Below are 14,067 nucleotides of genomic sequence, written 5' to 3' on the forward strand. Positions count from 1 at the left end.
CACTGAGAACTCAAAACTCAAAACTCTCTTATCACTGACAATTCAAAACTCAAAACTCAAAACTCTCTTACACCCTCTATCCCTTTATCAATGAACATCGACGCAATTCGCTCTGGTAAGGTAAAACAGCTTCTGGGTGCTGATCTGGAAGACGAAGATCTGTCTGGGCAAAATCTTCAAGGTGTCAATCTAGCAGGCGCACGTTTGATTGGCACCGATCTCAGTCGAGCCAAACTGACGGGGGCGTCGTTGGATGGTGCCAACATGGTTGGCTGCCAACTGATTGCCGCTGATGTGCGAGCGAGCCTGGTGGGAGCGAACTTGATGCAGGCAGATTTGACCGAAGCGGATCTGCGTGGCAGTAATCTACGGGGTGCGAATCTCATGCGGGCAAGCCTCAGCAAGGCAACCTTCTCGGGCGCATTTCTGAGTGGCGCCAATCTGATGGGCGTTAATTTACAGGGTGTCGACTTGCGCGGCGCAGACTTACGTGGTGCCAATCTCAGCGGTGCTAATTTGCACGGTGCGAACCTGAATCAGGCAGATTTGCAAGGAGCCTTGTTGACTGAGGCTAATCTTGAGGAGGCCGATCTCCAGGGTGCTAATCTGGCTGGAGCCAACCTGACTGGAGCCAATCTGCTGTGTGCTGAGCTGGAGAAGGCTAATCTGGATGGAGTGAACTTAGCGGGTGCCTGTCTAGTCGGTACGTTACTCGATCGCTCAACCAATCGCCTCGATTTGCAAATTGCTCTAAAGCAGCCTGAAACGGAGCCGTCTCATCGCTCAACGTTATAAATCGCAGTGCTGGGATTTTTGGTCGTACCGATAGGATAGTCGTTCCTGTAGAATGACCTGAAGATTGCGATTACCTTGCAATCGCAAAACTGCAAGCGCATAACGGATGAACTTAAATCAACTAAACAGCGCCTTTACACTCTTTTTGAGCCTACTGGTGGAAGCCATGCCCTTCCTCCTGCTAGGGATATTGTTTTCAGGGCTATTGCTGTTTTTTATTGATGAACGCAAACTGGTGCGCTGGATGCCTAAAAACCCCTTTTTGGGCGCTCTGACAGGTAGCTGCGTTGGGTTTTTGTTTCCCGTTTGCGAATGTGGCAATGTGCCTGTTGCCAGACGACTGCTGATGCAGGGCGCACCGACGCCCGTGGCGATCGGCTTCCTTTTAGCCGCACCCACCATTAACCCGATCGTCTTCTGGGCTACCTGGACAGCGTTCCGTGACCAGCCCGAAATTGTGTTTATGCGCGTTGGCTTTTCGCTGGCGATCGCCACAATCATTGGCTGGGTCTTTAGCGCACAGGCAGATTTACGTCCGCTGTTGCAGCCTGCCGTGGTACGAGCCATCCCTGTAAAGGCAGAGAGAGGAGAGAGGAGAGGGGAGAGGGGTCAGTCTAAGACCTCAACGTCACCCTTATTGCAAGCCGGGACATACTTTCTGGGGCAGTCGTCGCAGGCATTCTCACCACAGCCGTTGCAGATTGATGGAGCAGAGCTACAAGCCAGAATGATGGGGGCAAACACAGCCGGAAAACCCCTGTCTCATAAGCTCATGTTGTTGCTGGAGAATACAGTACAGGAGCTACGAGAACTCGGTGGCGTATTGGTTCTGGGTAGTGCGATCGCGGCGATCGTTCAGGTCTTTGTTCCTCGTGATGTCATTCTGAATCTGGGGCAGAGTCCTGTAACCTCCATTCTTGCCATGATGCTCCTGGCAGCCGTGGTCTCTATCTGCTCAACTGTCGATTCTTTTTTCGCGCTGTCCTTTGCCTCTACGTTTACTAGCGGTTCGCTGCTAGCATTCCTTGTCTTCGGACCCATGATCGACTTGAAGGGCATCGGCTTAATGCTATCCATCTTCAAGGCCAGAGCCATTTTCTATCTGTTCGCGCTGGCAGCATTGATGACGTTTTTGTTTACGCTGATTGTGAATTTGTACATTAGTTAGCGGTCAGCGGTCAGCGTTAATTGAACACTCAAAACTCAAACCTTCCCCTGCTTGCCCCCCTCCCCCCCCCCTCATTCTCCCCATGTCCCTCCGCTCCCCCCGTTCCCCCTCGTTCCAAACCGTTCTGCCCTGGCTGGATGTCGTGGCGATCGCGGCGTGGGGCATCTTATTTCTCAAGTACTGGCTCACTGGCAAGCTTAATCTGCTGATTCACCCCAACTATATGGGGCTGACGATCGTGGCAGGGGTCGTTCTACTTTTGGTCAGTGGTATTAAAGCGACTCTCTTGTACAAGCAAAGACAGCAATCAGTACGAGGTGGTGTAACAGAGCGACATCTGACGCTGTTTCCGCCGGGTTGGAGTACCGTATTGTTGCTGGGTACCGCGATTCTGGGCCTGCTGATTTCGCCCCGTGCCTTTGCCAGCCAGACGGCGATCGATCGAGGTGTAAACGATACCGTCACTTTGACGCGTGTGAAACCACAAGCCTTTCGGGCTGCCACCAATAGCGACGAAAAAACCCTGGTGGATTGGGTGCGAACGCTGGCCGTATATCCTGAGCCCGATGCCTATACAGGGCAAAAGGCAAAAGTGCAGGGCTTTGTCGTTTATCCCCAAGACTTGCCTAATGATTACCTGTTGCTTTCTCGCTTTGTCATTACCTGTTGTGCGGCTGATGTGTATCCCGTCAGCTTGCCTGTTAAGCTCTCCCAGAGCCGCGACGCCTATAAGCCAGACACCTGGCTCGAAATTGAGGGGCAGATGATGACAGCAGAACGGGCCGGTAAGCGCCAGTTGGCGATCGCCGCCAAAACGCTAAAACCCATCCCAGAACCCAAAAACCCCTACGACTATTAAGCGATGCGCGTGGCACCTAACGTGATCACTCAATACGCCCATGAGCATATTCCCATTACAAAGCATATGGGGATGACGGTTCTGGCAATCGATGATGTTCAGATTTCTGTCTTGGCTCCGTACGCACCCAACATCAATCACAGAGAGACGATCTTTGGTGGGAGTCTTTCGAGCCTGGAATCTTGGCGGGTTGGGCGCTCCTGTGGGCAAAGCTTCAGGATGAGAGTTTTGAGTTTTGAATGAAGGCAGTTGTTAGTGGATAGTTGTTGGTGACATCAGTGATTGTCCTTCTGACTTCTGGCTCCCTCACCTTCTACCCTCTGCCTCCTGCCTTCTATTTCATGCTTTACTAATCCCTTAGCCACACTCTCTACTCTCGCCACCATGACTTCTACGCTCAACCAGCAAATTCAGCGGTTTTACGATGCCTCATCCGGTCTGTGGGAGCAGATCTGGGGCGAACACATGCATCATGGGTACTATGGTGCTGATGGTCGTCAGCAAAAAGATCGGCGGCAGGCGCAAATTGACCTGATTGAAGAACTGTTGCAATGGGCGCAGATCGATCGGCCAGAGCAGGGTTTACCAAAACAAATCTTGGATGTGGGCTGTGGGATTGGTGGCAGTTCGCTTTATCTTGCGGAGAAATTTAATGCCAATGTGACAGGCATTACGCTGAGCCCTGTGCAGGCAGGTCGAGCAACCGATCGCGCCAGAAATGCAGGCATGTCGGGAAATGCAGGGACAGGCGCGATCGCTCAATTCCAGGTTGCCGATGCGCTGAATATGCCCTTTGCCGATCAGTCGTTTGACTTCATCTGGTCGCTGGAAAGCGGCGAACACATGCCTGACAAAGCGAAGTTCATGCAGGAGTGCTATCGGGTGCTGAAACCGGGTGGCACGTTTTTGATGGTGACATGGTGTCATCGACCCATCGATCGTGAGCCCCTTACAGCCGACGAGCAAAAGCATCTAGCAGACATCTATCGCGTGTATTGTCTGCCCTACGTGCTGTCGTTGCCAGAATATGAGTCGATCGCGCATACCCTCAACTTTCAGCAAATCCGTACTGCCGATTGGTCTCCAGCCGTTGCGCCTTTCTGGGATGTTGTGATTGACTCGGCCTTCAATTTTGAGGCGATCGTGGGTCTGCTAACATCCGGCTGGACGACTATCCAGGCAGCACTGTCGCTTGGTCTCATGCAGCGCGGCTATCAAAGTGGGTTAGTTCGGTTTGGGTTACTGTCAGCAACGCGGCAATAACTTCGCTGATGCTTCATCAATCGATGAAGAGAGGATAACTTGCGCCAGCGCATTGTCAATTCACCAGACCCATGTGAGCACTCTAAAACGTGCCCTCATAAGGAACTTGATGATGCGATGGCTACTTGCGTTTGGGATGGGTTTGGCGATCGTGTTCATCCAATGTGCCCTACCCATCCCGTTAGGATCAGCGTCCTCTGGCTGTGATGCAGCCTATCCTGATGTTTGCCTTCCGTCTCCGCCGCCAGATCTCAACTGCAAAGATATTGCTTTCAGAAATTTTCGCGTTCTGCCTCCCGATCCTCATCACTTCGATCGCGACAAAGACGGTATCGGCTGCGAATCGAGACGTTAAAACGTTTCTACTAGAGATAGACCCCTAAATCAACAAGTGCGATTACCTTAGCAAAGAAGCACTAAGAGAGTTGCATGGACATTCAGACACCAGATTGGGTCAAGCACGCCGTTTTCTATCAAATTTTCCCCGATCGCTTCGCCCGTAGTCAGCAGTCCCGTAAGCGCTTATTGCAAAATGCTGCTTGGGAAGACTGGCACGCCATGCCCACGCTTCAGGGCTACAAAGGCGGCGACCTGTGGGGCGTGATGGAAAAGCTGGATTATTTGCAAGATTTGGGCATTACAGCCATCTATTTCACGCCGATCTTTCAGTCTGCTAGCAACCATCGCTACCATACGCATGACTACTACCAGGTTGACCCCATGCTGGGTGGCAATCCAGCCTTCAAAGATCTGTTAGAGGAAGCGCACAGACGGGGTTTGAAAGTGGTTCTGGATGGCGTGTTTAACCATGCCAGTCGGGGGCTGTTCTTCTTTCACGACATTCTGGAAAACGGTCCCCATTCGCCCTGGGTCAACTGGTTTAAGATCCACGACTGGCCACTGGCACCGTATACGGGCGAGTTTCCGGCAAATTACGAAGGCTGGGTGGGCAACCGGGCGCTGCCTGTGTTTAACCACGACAATCCAGAGGTGCGGGAGTATTTAATGGAGATTGCCGAATACTGGATTAAGTTCGGCATTGACGGCTGGCGCTTAGACGTGCCCTTTGAGATTCAAACGCCTGGTTTCTGGCAAGAGTTTCGCGATCGCGTCAAAGCCATTAACCCTGAAGCTTACATCGTGGGTGAAGTGTGGGGCGACTCGCGCCAGTGGCTCGACGGCACTCAATTTGATGGCGTGATGAACTACCTCTTTGCAGGCCCCACGATCGCCTTTGCTGCGGGCGATCGTGTCGACATGGAGCAGGTGCAAGGTCGTGACTATCAGCCCTATCCGCCGTTGTTTGCCAGAGAATACGGTGAAAAGATGCAGGCACTTCTGGAGCTCTATCCGTGGGAGATTCAGCTCACACAATTAAACCTGTTGGCAAGCCACGATACGGCACGCTTGATCACCATTGCAGGGGGCGATCGGGCGAGCATTGAACTGGCAACCCTGCTACTACTCACCTTTCCTGGTGCACCCAGCATTTACTATGGCGACGAAGTGGGATTGCCGGGTGCGATCGACCCCGATTCGCGCCGAGGTTTTCCCTTAGAAGCAGATTGGGACTACGAAATCTGGGCATATCACCGTAAGCTCATTACGCTGCGTCATGCCCATCCTGCCCTGCGTACAGGTGATTATCGTGTACTGTTCGCAGAGGGCACGGTCTATCTTTTTGCACGTACTCTAGGAGCAGAAGCGATTACGGTTGCCGTGAATGTTGGCAGCACCCCTAGCAAAGCCAGCCTCACGCTAGAAACAGCAGCATTCGAGCGATTACCTGAGACAATCATCTTTGGCACTGGGCAATTGTCACTCCATACGGGCGAAGCAACAACCGGGTTCACCCTGGAGTTACCGCCACGCAGCAGTTGCATTCTGCTTTAGCTTGCCATCATCATCCCCTTTAGAGAGCCATTAGCCCATGCCGTTGTCATCACCAAGAAAAATCCTCGTGGTTCTCAATGGCAAAGGAGGCGTTGGTAAAACCACAACGGCAGTCAACTTAGCGGCTGCAATGGCAGATACCTACCGTGTGCTGCTGGTTGATGCCGATCCGCAAGGATCTGCAACCTGGTGGTTTGAGCATGGCAATCAACCGATGGGCTTTGACCTTAGGCAGGAAACCCAGCCAGACCAACTTGCTGCACTACGCCAAGGGGGAGACTATGATCTGGTGGTAGTTGATACGCCTCCTGCCCTGGCTTCAGAGGCATTGGCAGCCGTCATCCCTGTCGCAGACTACATGATTCTGCCCACACCACCCGCACCAATGGACTTAACCGCCCTCATTGAGACGGTCAGAGTGACTGTTACGCCCAAAGGCATTGCCCATCGGGTATTGCTGACGCGAGTTGATCCTCGCAGCATCAATGAAGCACTAGACGCACAGGCAACGCTCAAAGAGCTAGGTATTCCAGCCTGTAGTGCCTTTATCCGCGCCTACAAAGCACATGAGCGAGCAGCATTAGAGGGTCTGCCAATTAGGTTGTGGAACGGTAACAACGCACGTGAAGCCGAAGCAGATTATCGTCGTGTTGCCGAAGAAATTCAGCGTGATTGGGAGCAGTAGCAAGCAGCGGGCAGAAGGCAGACGAGCTGAGAGAGCAGGGGAGGTAGATGAAGCACAAGGCAGCGAGCAAAAGACAGAAGGCAAAAGGCTGAAAGCTGATGGCTGATAACTGATAGCTAAAAGCTTAAAAATCACCGTGCTGTTTCGTTTGCAGATAGCAGTAGGTTTGTAGAGATACTTAAACAGGAATCTATATACAGCATTACCGGAACAGGTATCGATTAAAGTATTAGTACGACGCATTGGGAACGGAGGACGCATGGCTCGGAGACGACTATCAGATTTATTACGTGAGGAAGCAAACAAACCCTCAGAGGATGCAACGGCTGCAGAAGGGGCTGCACAGTCAGTAGACGAAACTGATGCAGAAGCCGCTGAACCAGCAATGATCGCGTCATCGGCTCCCACTAAAGCCAGTACAACTGCAAAAGCCCGTTCGACCAAACGAACGACTACCGAACCAAACGCAACTCCCGAACCAACTACCGAATCAAACCAGGACGAAGCCTTGCAACAGAAGATTGAAGACCTTATGTCAACATTGGATGCTCAAAAAGCAACGGTCGAGCAATTGCAAACCGAGCTGGAGCAGACTCGCAAAGACGTGCGCCTCCTGACAGACGCCAACGCTAAACTCACTCAAGAACTGAAAGCCTTGCAGACCCAAAAAGCGACAGTAGACACGAGTGCTGCTAAAGACACGAGTGCCGCTAAAAAGGCAGACGCACGCGCGCCGCAGGAACTGAAGTTAGCTCCGCTTCCTACTACTTCTGGGTCGGTTGAAGCCTCTGGGCACCCGCTGAATACCTTTAATCGGGATGTGGGTTGGTTTGATTAAGCGTTGACCTGACGATCGTCTCGATACGGATGATCATAGGTTTTACGGCAACAACGCAAACACCAAGGAATTGCTTGGTTCAAACGTATTGAGAGCTGTCATGACAGAACAGAGACAGATTCAAACGCTTGCCGTTGATATTGGTGGCAGCGGCATCAAAGTGATGGTGTTGGATGAGAAAGGTAACCCCATCACGGAACGCGATCGAGTCGAAACACCTCAACCAGCAAAACCAGAGCCGATGCTTGCCGCGATCGTGGCTCTCGCTAACGGCAAAACCTTTGATCGTGTTTCGGTTGGTTTTCCGGGTGTCGTTAAAGCAGGCATTACCAAAACAGCTGCGAATGTGGATGCTGAATGGATCGACTTCGACCTAGCAACCGCCCTTTCTCAACACCTTGATAAGCCTGTGAAAGTGATTAATGATGCAGACATGCAAGGACTCGGAGCCATTTCTGGCCAAGGTTTGGAGTTGGTCATTACGTTGGGGACAGGCTTTGGTGGTGCGCTGTTTTTCGACGGCAAGCTGGTTCCCAACCTGGAACCAGGTCATCACGAGTTTCGGAAAGGCAATACCTACGAAGAACAGCTAGGCAATGCTGCTCTCGAAGCGATCGGCAAGAAAAAGTGGAATGAACGCCTTGCAAAAGCGATCGCAGCTTTAGAGCATTTGTTTAACTACGACAGGCTTTACCTTGGCGGCGGCAACGCCAAATTCATCACCTTGCAGCTACCTCAGAATGTCAAGAGCGTGCCTAACATTGCCGGACTCTTGGGTGGCATCGCATTGTGGCGGGAGTAGGAAGGATGAAGGGCTGAGGGGGTGAAGAAGCAGAAATAGATAGCGCGCAAGGGGAGAGTTTTGAGGTTCAGAGTGTTGCCTGCTGGTTGCTGATGCTTGAGTACAAACCTCATCTCCTCATCTTCCCCTACTACTTCTACTTCCCCTCCTCTCCTTACCTTCTGACCTTTTCTCTAGCGACATCAACTACTGAGTCATCAGACAAGCTAATATAGACGACGTACTCGATGTACCTCGCGGAGAGGTGGCAGAGTGGTCGAATGCACTCGACTTGAAATCGAGCATCGCGAAAGCGATCGGGGGTTCGAATCCCCCCCTCTCCGTTTTTAGTCAGACGATCGGTTTTTCATCCAAAGAGACCCGATCAAGCTATGCACAGGTTTTAGCAGTCAAACTATTTAGCTCCGTGCAAAAGCCACAGAATCGCTCCGCAGAGCAAGGGTTTGGGGTCAGTTTAATGACTCTAATTTTCGGTAGTGCTTTTTCGTAAAGGACAGATAAAATAGGCGAAAATTGTCCTTTGTATCCCTCATGTCAAGCATTCCTCCCTTCCGGCGTTGTCCCAGCTGGCGATCGACCTGCATGCTTATCGCTAGCCCCAGTTCCACATCAACGGACTATCATCTAACGAGTCCGTGACGATGCGCCCAATCTGATCAATTTCTGCTCGATCAGCTTCGGTGAGCTTGATTGCGCCTGCTTTGGCATTTTCAACGGCTTGTTCGGCGTTACGGACGCCGACGATCGCGTTTGCCTGCGGTTGTGCAACCAGCCATGCCAATGCCAAATTGCCGAGGCTGGTTTGGTAACGATCGGCGATCGGGCGTAGCTTTTCTAGCGCTGTTTGAGCATGTTTGTAGTTCTCGCCTTGAAACAGCTTATTCTTCGCGCGATTATCTTCCGGTGGAAAGGTGTGATCGGGTCCAAATTTGCCTGTTAGTAGCCCTTGCGCAAGGGGCGAGTAGGCAATGATGGAAATCTTGTGCTCAACGCAGTAGGGCACGGCATCCTGTTCAACATACCGCCAGAACAAGGAGTAAGGTGGTTGCAGGCTATCAATGCGTCCGTACTGTGCTGCTGCTTCAAGTTGTTTCTGGGAAAAGTTGGAAACGCCGATCGCTCGGATTTTTCCTTGCGCCTTTAGATCGTTGAGCGCTCGCATGGTTTCTTCGATCGGCACAATGTCGCTCTTAAAGGAGCCAGACGGCCAGTGAATCTGGTACAAGTCAATGCGATCGGTCTTCAGGTTTTTGAGGGACGCTTCGCAGGCAGCAAGCACCTGATCGTATTTGAGGTGGTTGGAAAAGACTTTCGTTGCGTAGACAACCTGGTCGCGCACATCCGCCAGTGCTTCGGCAACCACCCGTTCAGAGTGTCCACTACCGTAAACTTCAGCCGTATCAACAGTTGTGATCCCGGCATCAAACGCAGCTCGAATCGCTTTGATGGTGTCAGCATCCTCAACGCCAACCCATTGGCTTTTCCCTGCCTGCCAGGTGCCCGTAATGATGGGCGTAATCTGGATGCCTGATGTACCGAGTGATCGCGTTTCCATACTGATTGCTAACCTAATAATTCAAAAATAGGATAACGCTGACGATGCCTAACGTGCATCGTCCTACAGATTTAGTGCACTTACAGGTTTAAGGCTAGCTGAAGCTGCGACTTAGAGCGGCTTTCTGGCAACGGTGTCGGATTCGCGCTAACAGCCGAGCAGTAACGAGCAAACGTGCAGCGATCGCACTGCCGTCCAGGCTGTGGCTCCCAGCCGCGATCGTAGCGCAATCGCACTGCGAGATTGCTAACCATCGTTTCCACCTTCTCCTTGTGCTCAACAGTGGCCTCAAACTGAACTTTTTCACCTGTGCGTAGAAAGAGTAGGCTAAGGTATTTCAAACTCTGATGGTAAGTTTGCTCCAAGGCCAGGTAATACAGCCCAATCTGTACATCAATTTCGGTTGCGTCTGGCAGCTTCACTTCGCGGCTGGACTTGTAGTCAATAAGCTCTAAGCCATCTGAGATAAAGTCAAGGCGATCGTACCGCCCAGTAATCAAAAACTCCAGGTTTTCGACCTGCAAGAAGCCTTGGATTCTACCCTCCACTGCCAGCGGCTGCGTTAGAGCAACTTTGCTGGCAATGAAGCGGTAGTAATAATTCTCTAAAATTTCAAACCCTTCTGATACCTGACTGGCGCTTAATTCTGTAGAATGCTGCCGCCAGCAGTGATGCACCCAATGTAAATCTGGTAGAGGCTCTTCGTAATGCCAGTCCCGATGGCATTGGGCAAGCGCCTGGTGAAGCGCAATACCCAACGAGGCTGAGCCAAAAAACTCATTCGTCGTTAGCCTTCGCTCATAGCGGAGGTAGTAGGCATAAGGGCAGCGGTTATATGCCTGAAGCTTCGTCGCTGAAATTTGGTAAGCCATACTGCTCGCTATGAATGAAAGGCATTACGAAGATGAATTGTGTCTAGCCCGTCGTTCGTAGTCCGTTGTTCATCTTTACTGACAACTAACGACTAGCGACTGACTCTTGACCACTCAGTTGTTTTGCCCGATCGGACGCTTAAACAAGGCATCCAGGTAAATACGCGAGGCTTGACGATGATTCTGCTTTTCGGGAGCGGAATCGGCGCTACGGTTTTGCAGTAAAAACAACGACAGGGCAGCCGCAAACACTCGGTCTTGATCCCAGTCAGGGCGTATTTCCAAATAATGCTTGAGCGAATCGTGCAGAACTTCAGGAACTTCAACTAACAGGCTAATGGTGCTATTCATAGAAATTTTAGTTCTCCCTCTACTGGACAGGGTGAATGGTGGACATCTGAGAGCGCATGCGTCTAAGGCAGCAGAAAGCAGCGCAAAGCTAGACCTGACTGGACACAACACCACCGCCGCAATGAAGACAGAGTGGGTTTTTACCAGTAACTGGTCAGCGCGCTTTCAAGCAGGTCGTCACATTGTGCAGTTGCTTTCACTGTCTTGTCAATGCTGCGAAATGTTACGCCCAACTTTAGCCAATCAAAAGGTTCACGAGAGAATCATAGTTTGAGGCACTTTTTTGTTACATAACATTATGAAGTTCACCCGCTTTTCCACCTCTGTACCCAAATGTCCCCAGTGAATCGATCGCGGCGGCAAAGCCCGATTGTTGCGTGGAGCCTGTGGAAAACTCAAGTAATCCTGTGGAGAACTTGTGGATTACGTGTGGAGAAGACGCCCCGCACTTGTGGAAACGATGTGGATTTTGTGGGGAAAAATGGGTGCAATGATAAGAATTGCAAAAAGTGTAAAAGTCATCGGTTAGCAGCTTTTTATGGGTCGTCTGACCAGCAGCTAACACAAAAGCGCCAAGAATAACGAGAACGCTCTCATTATTTTTAGCGCTTTTGAAACGGCATGCTTTTCGCGATCGTCTCACTGCTTTAGATGAGATTTAAAGTAGGTCTTGTAAATCTCACGAGCGATCGGCACAGCGGACACAGCCCCAAACCCGCCATTCTCCACTACTACAGCGACGGCAATCTGCGGGTTGCTTGCAGGGCCAAACCCGACAAACAACGCATTGTCAGGTTGCCCTGGCACTTCCGCTGTACCTGTTTTGCCACCCGTGAGTGGAATGGAGCCATCGTTAAGCTGGCTGGCAGTTCCCTGTTGTACGACTGCAATCAGTCCGGCTTTGATAATCGCGATCGTGCCCGGATCTAAGCCTGTTGCAGTGGGTTGCCGTTCCGGCATGCCAGTTTGTGTGAGCAGTAAATGGGGTTTGACGCGCTTGCCTCCATTCACGATCGCAGAGACCATAACGGCCATTTCCAGTGGCGTCACTTGTACCAGACCTTGACCGATCGACATACTCACCGTATCGCCGCCATACCAGGGTTCTTTATAGAGCTTTTCTTTTTCGGCTGGAGTCGGCACTGACCCATGACTGCCACCTTCCAAACCCATATTGTCCGTCGTGCCAATGCCCAACCGATGTGCCCACTTAGAAATCTGCTCTGGCCCTGCAGCAAGCCCAACTTGATAAAAGAAGGTATTGCTACTGTACGCAAAGGCATCTCGGAAGCCAATGACGCCATAGCCACTGCCATGCTCGTGAAACAGGTGTCCACCCAGGTTGAGCGCTGCAAAGGTGGCTAGCGTTGAGTCAGGAGAAAACTTGCCTGACTGGATCCCAGCTGCCGCCGTCACGACCTTAAAGGTGCTACCAGGCGGATAGCCCTGTAAGGCGCGGTTCAAAAACGGTTGATTTCGGCTCTGTAGCTGTTTCCAGTCTCCTGGCGAAATGCGACGTGTAAACAAGTTGGGGTCGAAGGTTGGTCCACTTGCCAGTGCCAGCACTTCACCCGTTTTGACATCCAGCACGACAACGGCTCCGCGTCGTTTTGCCAGCGCTTTTTCAGCTGTTTTCTGCAACTCTAAATCAAGGGTTAGCTGCATCGGCGCACCAGACTGAGACGGCTTCGTGCCAAGCGATCGCACAACTTGCCCAGTAGCATTGACTTCGAGCAGTTGCCCACCCCAAACGCCCTGGAGCGTTGCGTTGGCAAGACGCTCAATGCCCATCTGACCCACTAGCATACCCATTGGGTAGTCGGGGTTTTGCTTCAAATCCTCGGCTGTCGCCTCACGGATGTAGCCCAGAATGTGAGATGCCAGGTCACCGTTCGGATAGTAGCGGTTTGACTCGCCTCGAATTTCTAAACCCGGAAACTGATTGTGTTTTTCTGATAAGGCGACAAAGGCAGAAAGGGACAAATCACGGCTGATACGCACGGGGGTCGGGGCACGATAGCCCACTTGCTCTAGCTTAGCGAGAATCTCTTCGCGCGGCATGTTGAGGATGTGCCCTAATGTGGCTGCACTTTCTGCCCACTGGGCTTTGGTTTCTTCTCTCGGTGAGAGGTACACCGATCGTGCTAGTCGATTAGCCGCCAGCAGCTTACCATTGCGATCGAGGATATTACCCCGATCAGAAGGCGTCGGCACCAGCGAAATTCGATTCTTATCAACAAGATGCCGATGATAGGAACCCTGTACAAGCTGGAGCTGGATCAACCGCAAAAGACAACCGCTAATCAAACCCGTCAGTACCAGCAGAAGAATAACGGATCGCTGCGATCGCTGCGTCAAAGCGACATGGATACGACGGCTTTTTGAATTGAGAGAAAGACCATTAGCCATCACTAACAATGCTCAACGATAGAAGCCTACTCATCATGACCTTAAGGGCAATCGCAAAAACAGGCAGTTAAATCATCTTTCATCAGTAGTAGCAAGCAACTATCTAGATGAATACCCTAGCTAGATCCACTTACTGACTCAACATACCCGCCATGTTTGTATGAATTTTGTATGAGTTTTACCGATCATTCAAGCTTCTTGTCTGACATCGCTTTCAATTGGCGTAGAGATTAGCTGTTGAGTAGCCCCAGTAACTGAACGCCCCAGCAACTGAACGCCCCAGCAACTGAACGATAGTGCAGAGAGCATGGGGTACCCTAGCAATACAGAGCCACAATGCTGCAAAAGCCGATGCTATGCCAAGAACGTACCGTGTCGCTTGAGTTCATCCCAAACACTCTACACATATCAATCATACGCTTTTGTTTTGTATGTCACAGGCTACAGCCGTTCTCCAAATCATTTACTTCATCGCTAAATAAGTATCCATGATTAGTCATTGTTAGGCAGCCAGCCGTGAAGCAAGGATAGCCATCAACTGAAGGTATTAATCGTCAAATCTACACCTTGCTGAAAT

At 51.3% G+C, this 14,067-nt stretch carries 14 protein-coding genes and 1 tRNA gene; 11 read left to right on the forward strand and 4 right to left on the reverse strand.

The genetic code is table 11. The features are described from left to right. The first annotated feature begins 90 nt into the window (after positions 1-90). The 11 genes from C7B82_RS17210 to C7B82_RS17260 all read left to right on the forward strand — a co-directional run bounded on the left by C7B82_RS17210 (position 91) and on the right by C7B82_RS17260 (position 8,626). Positions 91-795 (forward strand): pentapeptide repeat-containing protein, encoded by a 705-nt coding sequence (locus C7B82_RS17210; RefSeq protein ID WP_106257506.1) that lies wholly within the window; start codon positions 91-93, stop codon positions 793-795. Between the two features lie 106 nt (positions 796-901). Further along, positions 902-1,963, forward strand: coding sequence for a permease (locus tag C7B82_RS17215; protein ID WP_106257507.1), 1,062 nt, complete (start codon positions 902-904; stop codon positions 1,961-1,963). An 82-nt stretch (positions 1,964-2,045) separates the two neighbouring features. After that, entirely contained in the window at positions 2,046-2,822 is a 777-nt protein-coding gene (locus C7B82_RS17220) for a TIGR03943 family putative permease subunit (protein ID WP_106257508.1), read from the forward strand. Positions 2,823-2,825: 3 nt separating this feature from the next. Beyond that, positions 2,826-3,065, forward strand: a complete 240-nt coding sequence (locus C7B82_RS35160; protein ID WP_106257509.1) for a YiiD C-terminal domain-containing protein — start codon at positions 2,826-2,828, stop codon at positions 3,063-3,065. A 141-nt stretch (positions 3,066-3,206) separates the two neighbouring features. Beyond that, a complete protein-coding gene (locus C7B82_RS17230) occupies positions 3,207-4,085 on the forward strand; it encodes a methyltransferase domain-containing protein (RefSeq protein WP_106257510.1) in 879 nt (292 codons plus the stop codon). A gap of 112 nt (positions 4,086-4,197) precedes the next feature. Further along, the gene (locus C7B82_RS17235; protein WP_219904549.1) at positions 4,198-4,440 is read left to right on the forward strand and encodes an excalibur calcium-binding domain-containing protein; all 243 of its coding nucleotides are present in this window, start codon (positions 4,198-4,200) and stop codon (positions 4,438-4,440) included. A 74-nt stretch (positions 4,441-4,514) separates the two neighbouring features. After that, positions 4,515-5,978, forward strand: a complete 1,464-nt coding sequence (locus C7B82_RS17240) for a glycoside hydrolase family 13 protein (RefSeq protein ID WP_106257512.1) — start codon at positions 4,515-4,517, stop codon at positions 5,976-5,978. Between the two features lie 37 nt (positions 5,979-6,015). Beyond that, on the forward strand, positions 6,016-6,663 hold the full coding sequence (locus C7B82_RS17245; protein WP_106257513.1) for a ParA family protein: 648 nt from the start codon (positions 6,016-6,018) through the stop codon (positions 6,661-6,663). Between the two features lie 259 nt (positions 6,664-6,922). After that, complete coding sequence (locus C7B82_RS17250; RefSeq protein ID WP_106257514.1) at positions 6,923-7,501, forward strand: coiled-coil domain-containing 22 family protein; 579 nt, start codon at positions 6,923-6,925, stop codon at positions 7,499-7,501. Between the two features lie 100 nt (positions 7,502-7,601). Then, on the forward strand, positions 7,602-8,303 hold the full coding sequence (locus C7B82_RS17255) for an ROK family protein (protein ID WP_106257515.1): 702 nt from the start codon (positions 7,602-7,604) through the stop codon (positions 8,301-8,303). Between the two features lie 238 nt (positions 8,304-8,541). Further along, positions 8,542-8,626, forward strand: a tRNA-Ser gene (locus C7B82_RS17260). 269 nt (positions 8,627-8,895) lie between these two features. On the opposite strand, the gene C7B82_RS17265 is transcribed toward C7B82_RS17260, so the two are convergent. From C7B82_RS17265 to mrdA, 4 genes are all read right to left on the reverse strand, one after another. Continuing rightward, a complete protein-coding gene (locus C7B82_RS17265) occupies positions 8,896-9,858 on the reverse strand; it encodes an aldo/keto reductase (RefSeq protein WP_106257516.1) in 963 nt (320 codons plus the stop codon). 80 nt (positions 9,859-9,938) lie between these two features. Further along, entirely contained in the window at positions 9,939-10,730 is a 792-nt protein-coding gene (locus C7B82_RS17270) for a RecB family exonuclease (RefSeq protein WP_106257517.1), read from the reverse strand. A 114-nt stretch (positions 10,731-10,844) separates the two neighbouring features. Further along, positions 10,845-11,081: a DUF2811 domain-containing protein gene (locus tag C7B82_RS17275; protein WP_106257518.1), complete on the reverse strand. Its 237-nt coding sequence runs from the start codon at positions 11,079-11,081 to the stop codon at positions 10,845-10,847. Positions 11,082-11,720: 639 nt separating this feature from the next. Beyond that, entirely contained in the window at positions 11,721-13,490 is a 1,770-nt protein-coding gene (gene mrdA / locus C7B82_RS17285) for a penicillin-binding protein 2 (RefSeq protein ID WP_106257520.1), read from the reverse strand. Positions 13,491-14,067: the final 577 nt, after the last annotated feature.

This window comes from Stenomitos frigidus ULC18, from assembly GCF_003003795.1.
GTDB lineage: Bacteria > Cyanobacteriota > Cyanobacteriia > Leptolyngbyales > Leptolyngbyaceae > Stenomitos > Stenomitos frigidus_A.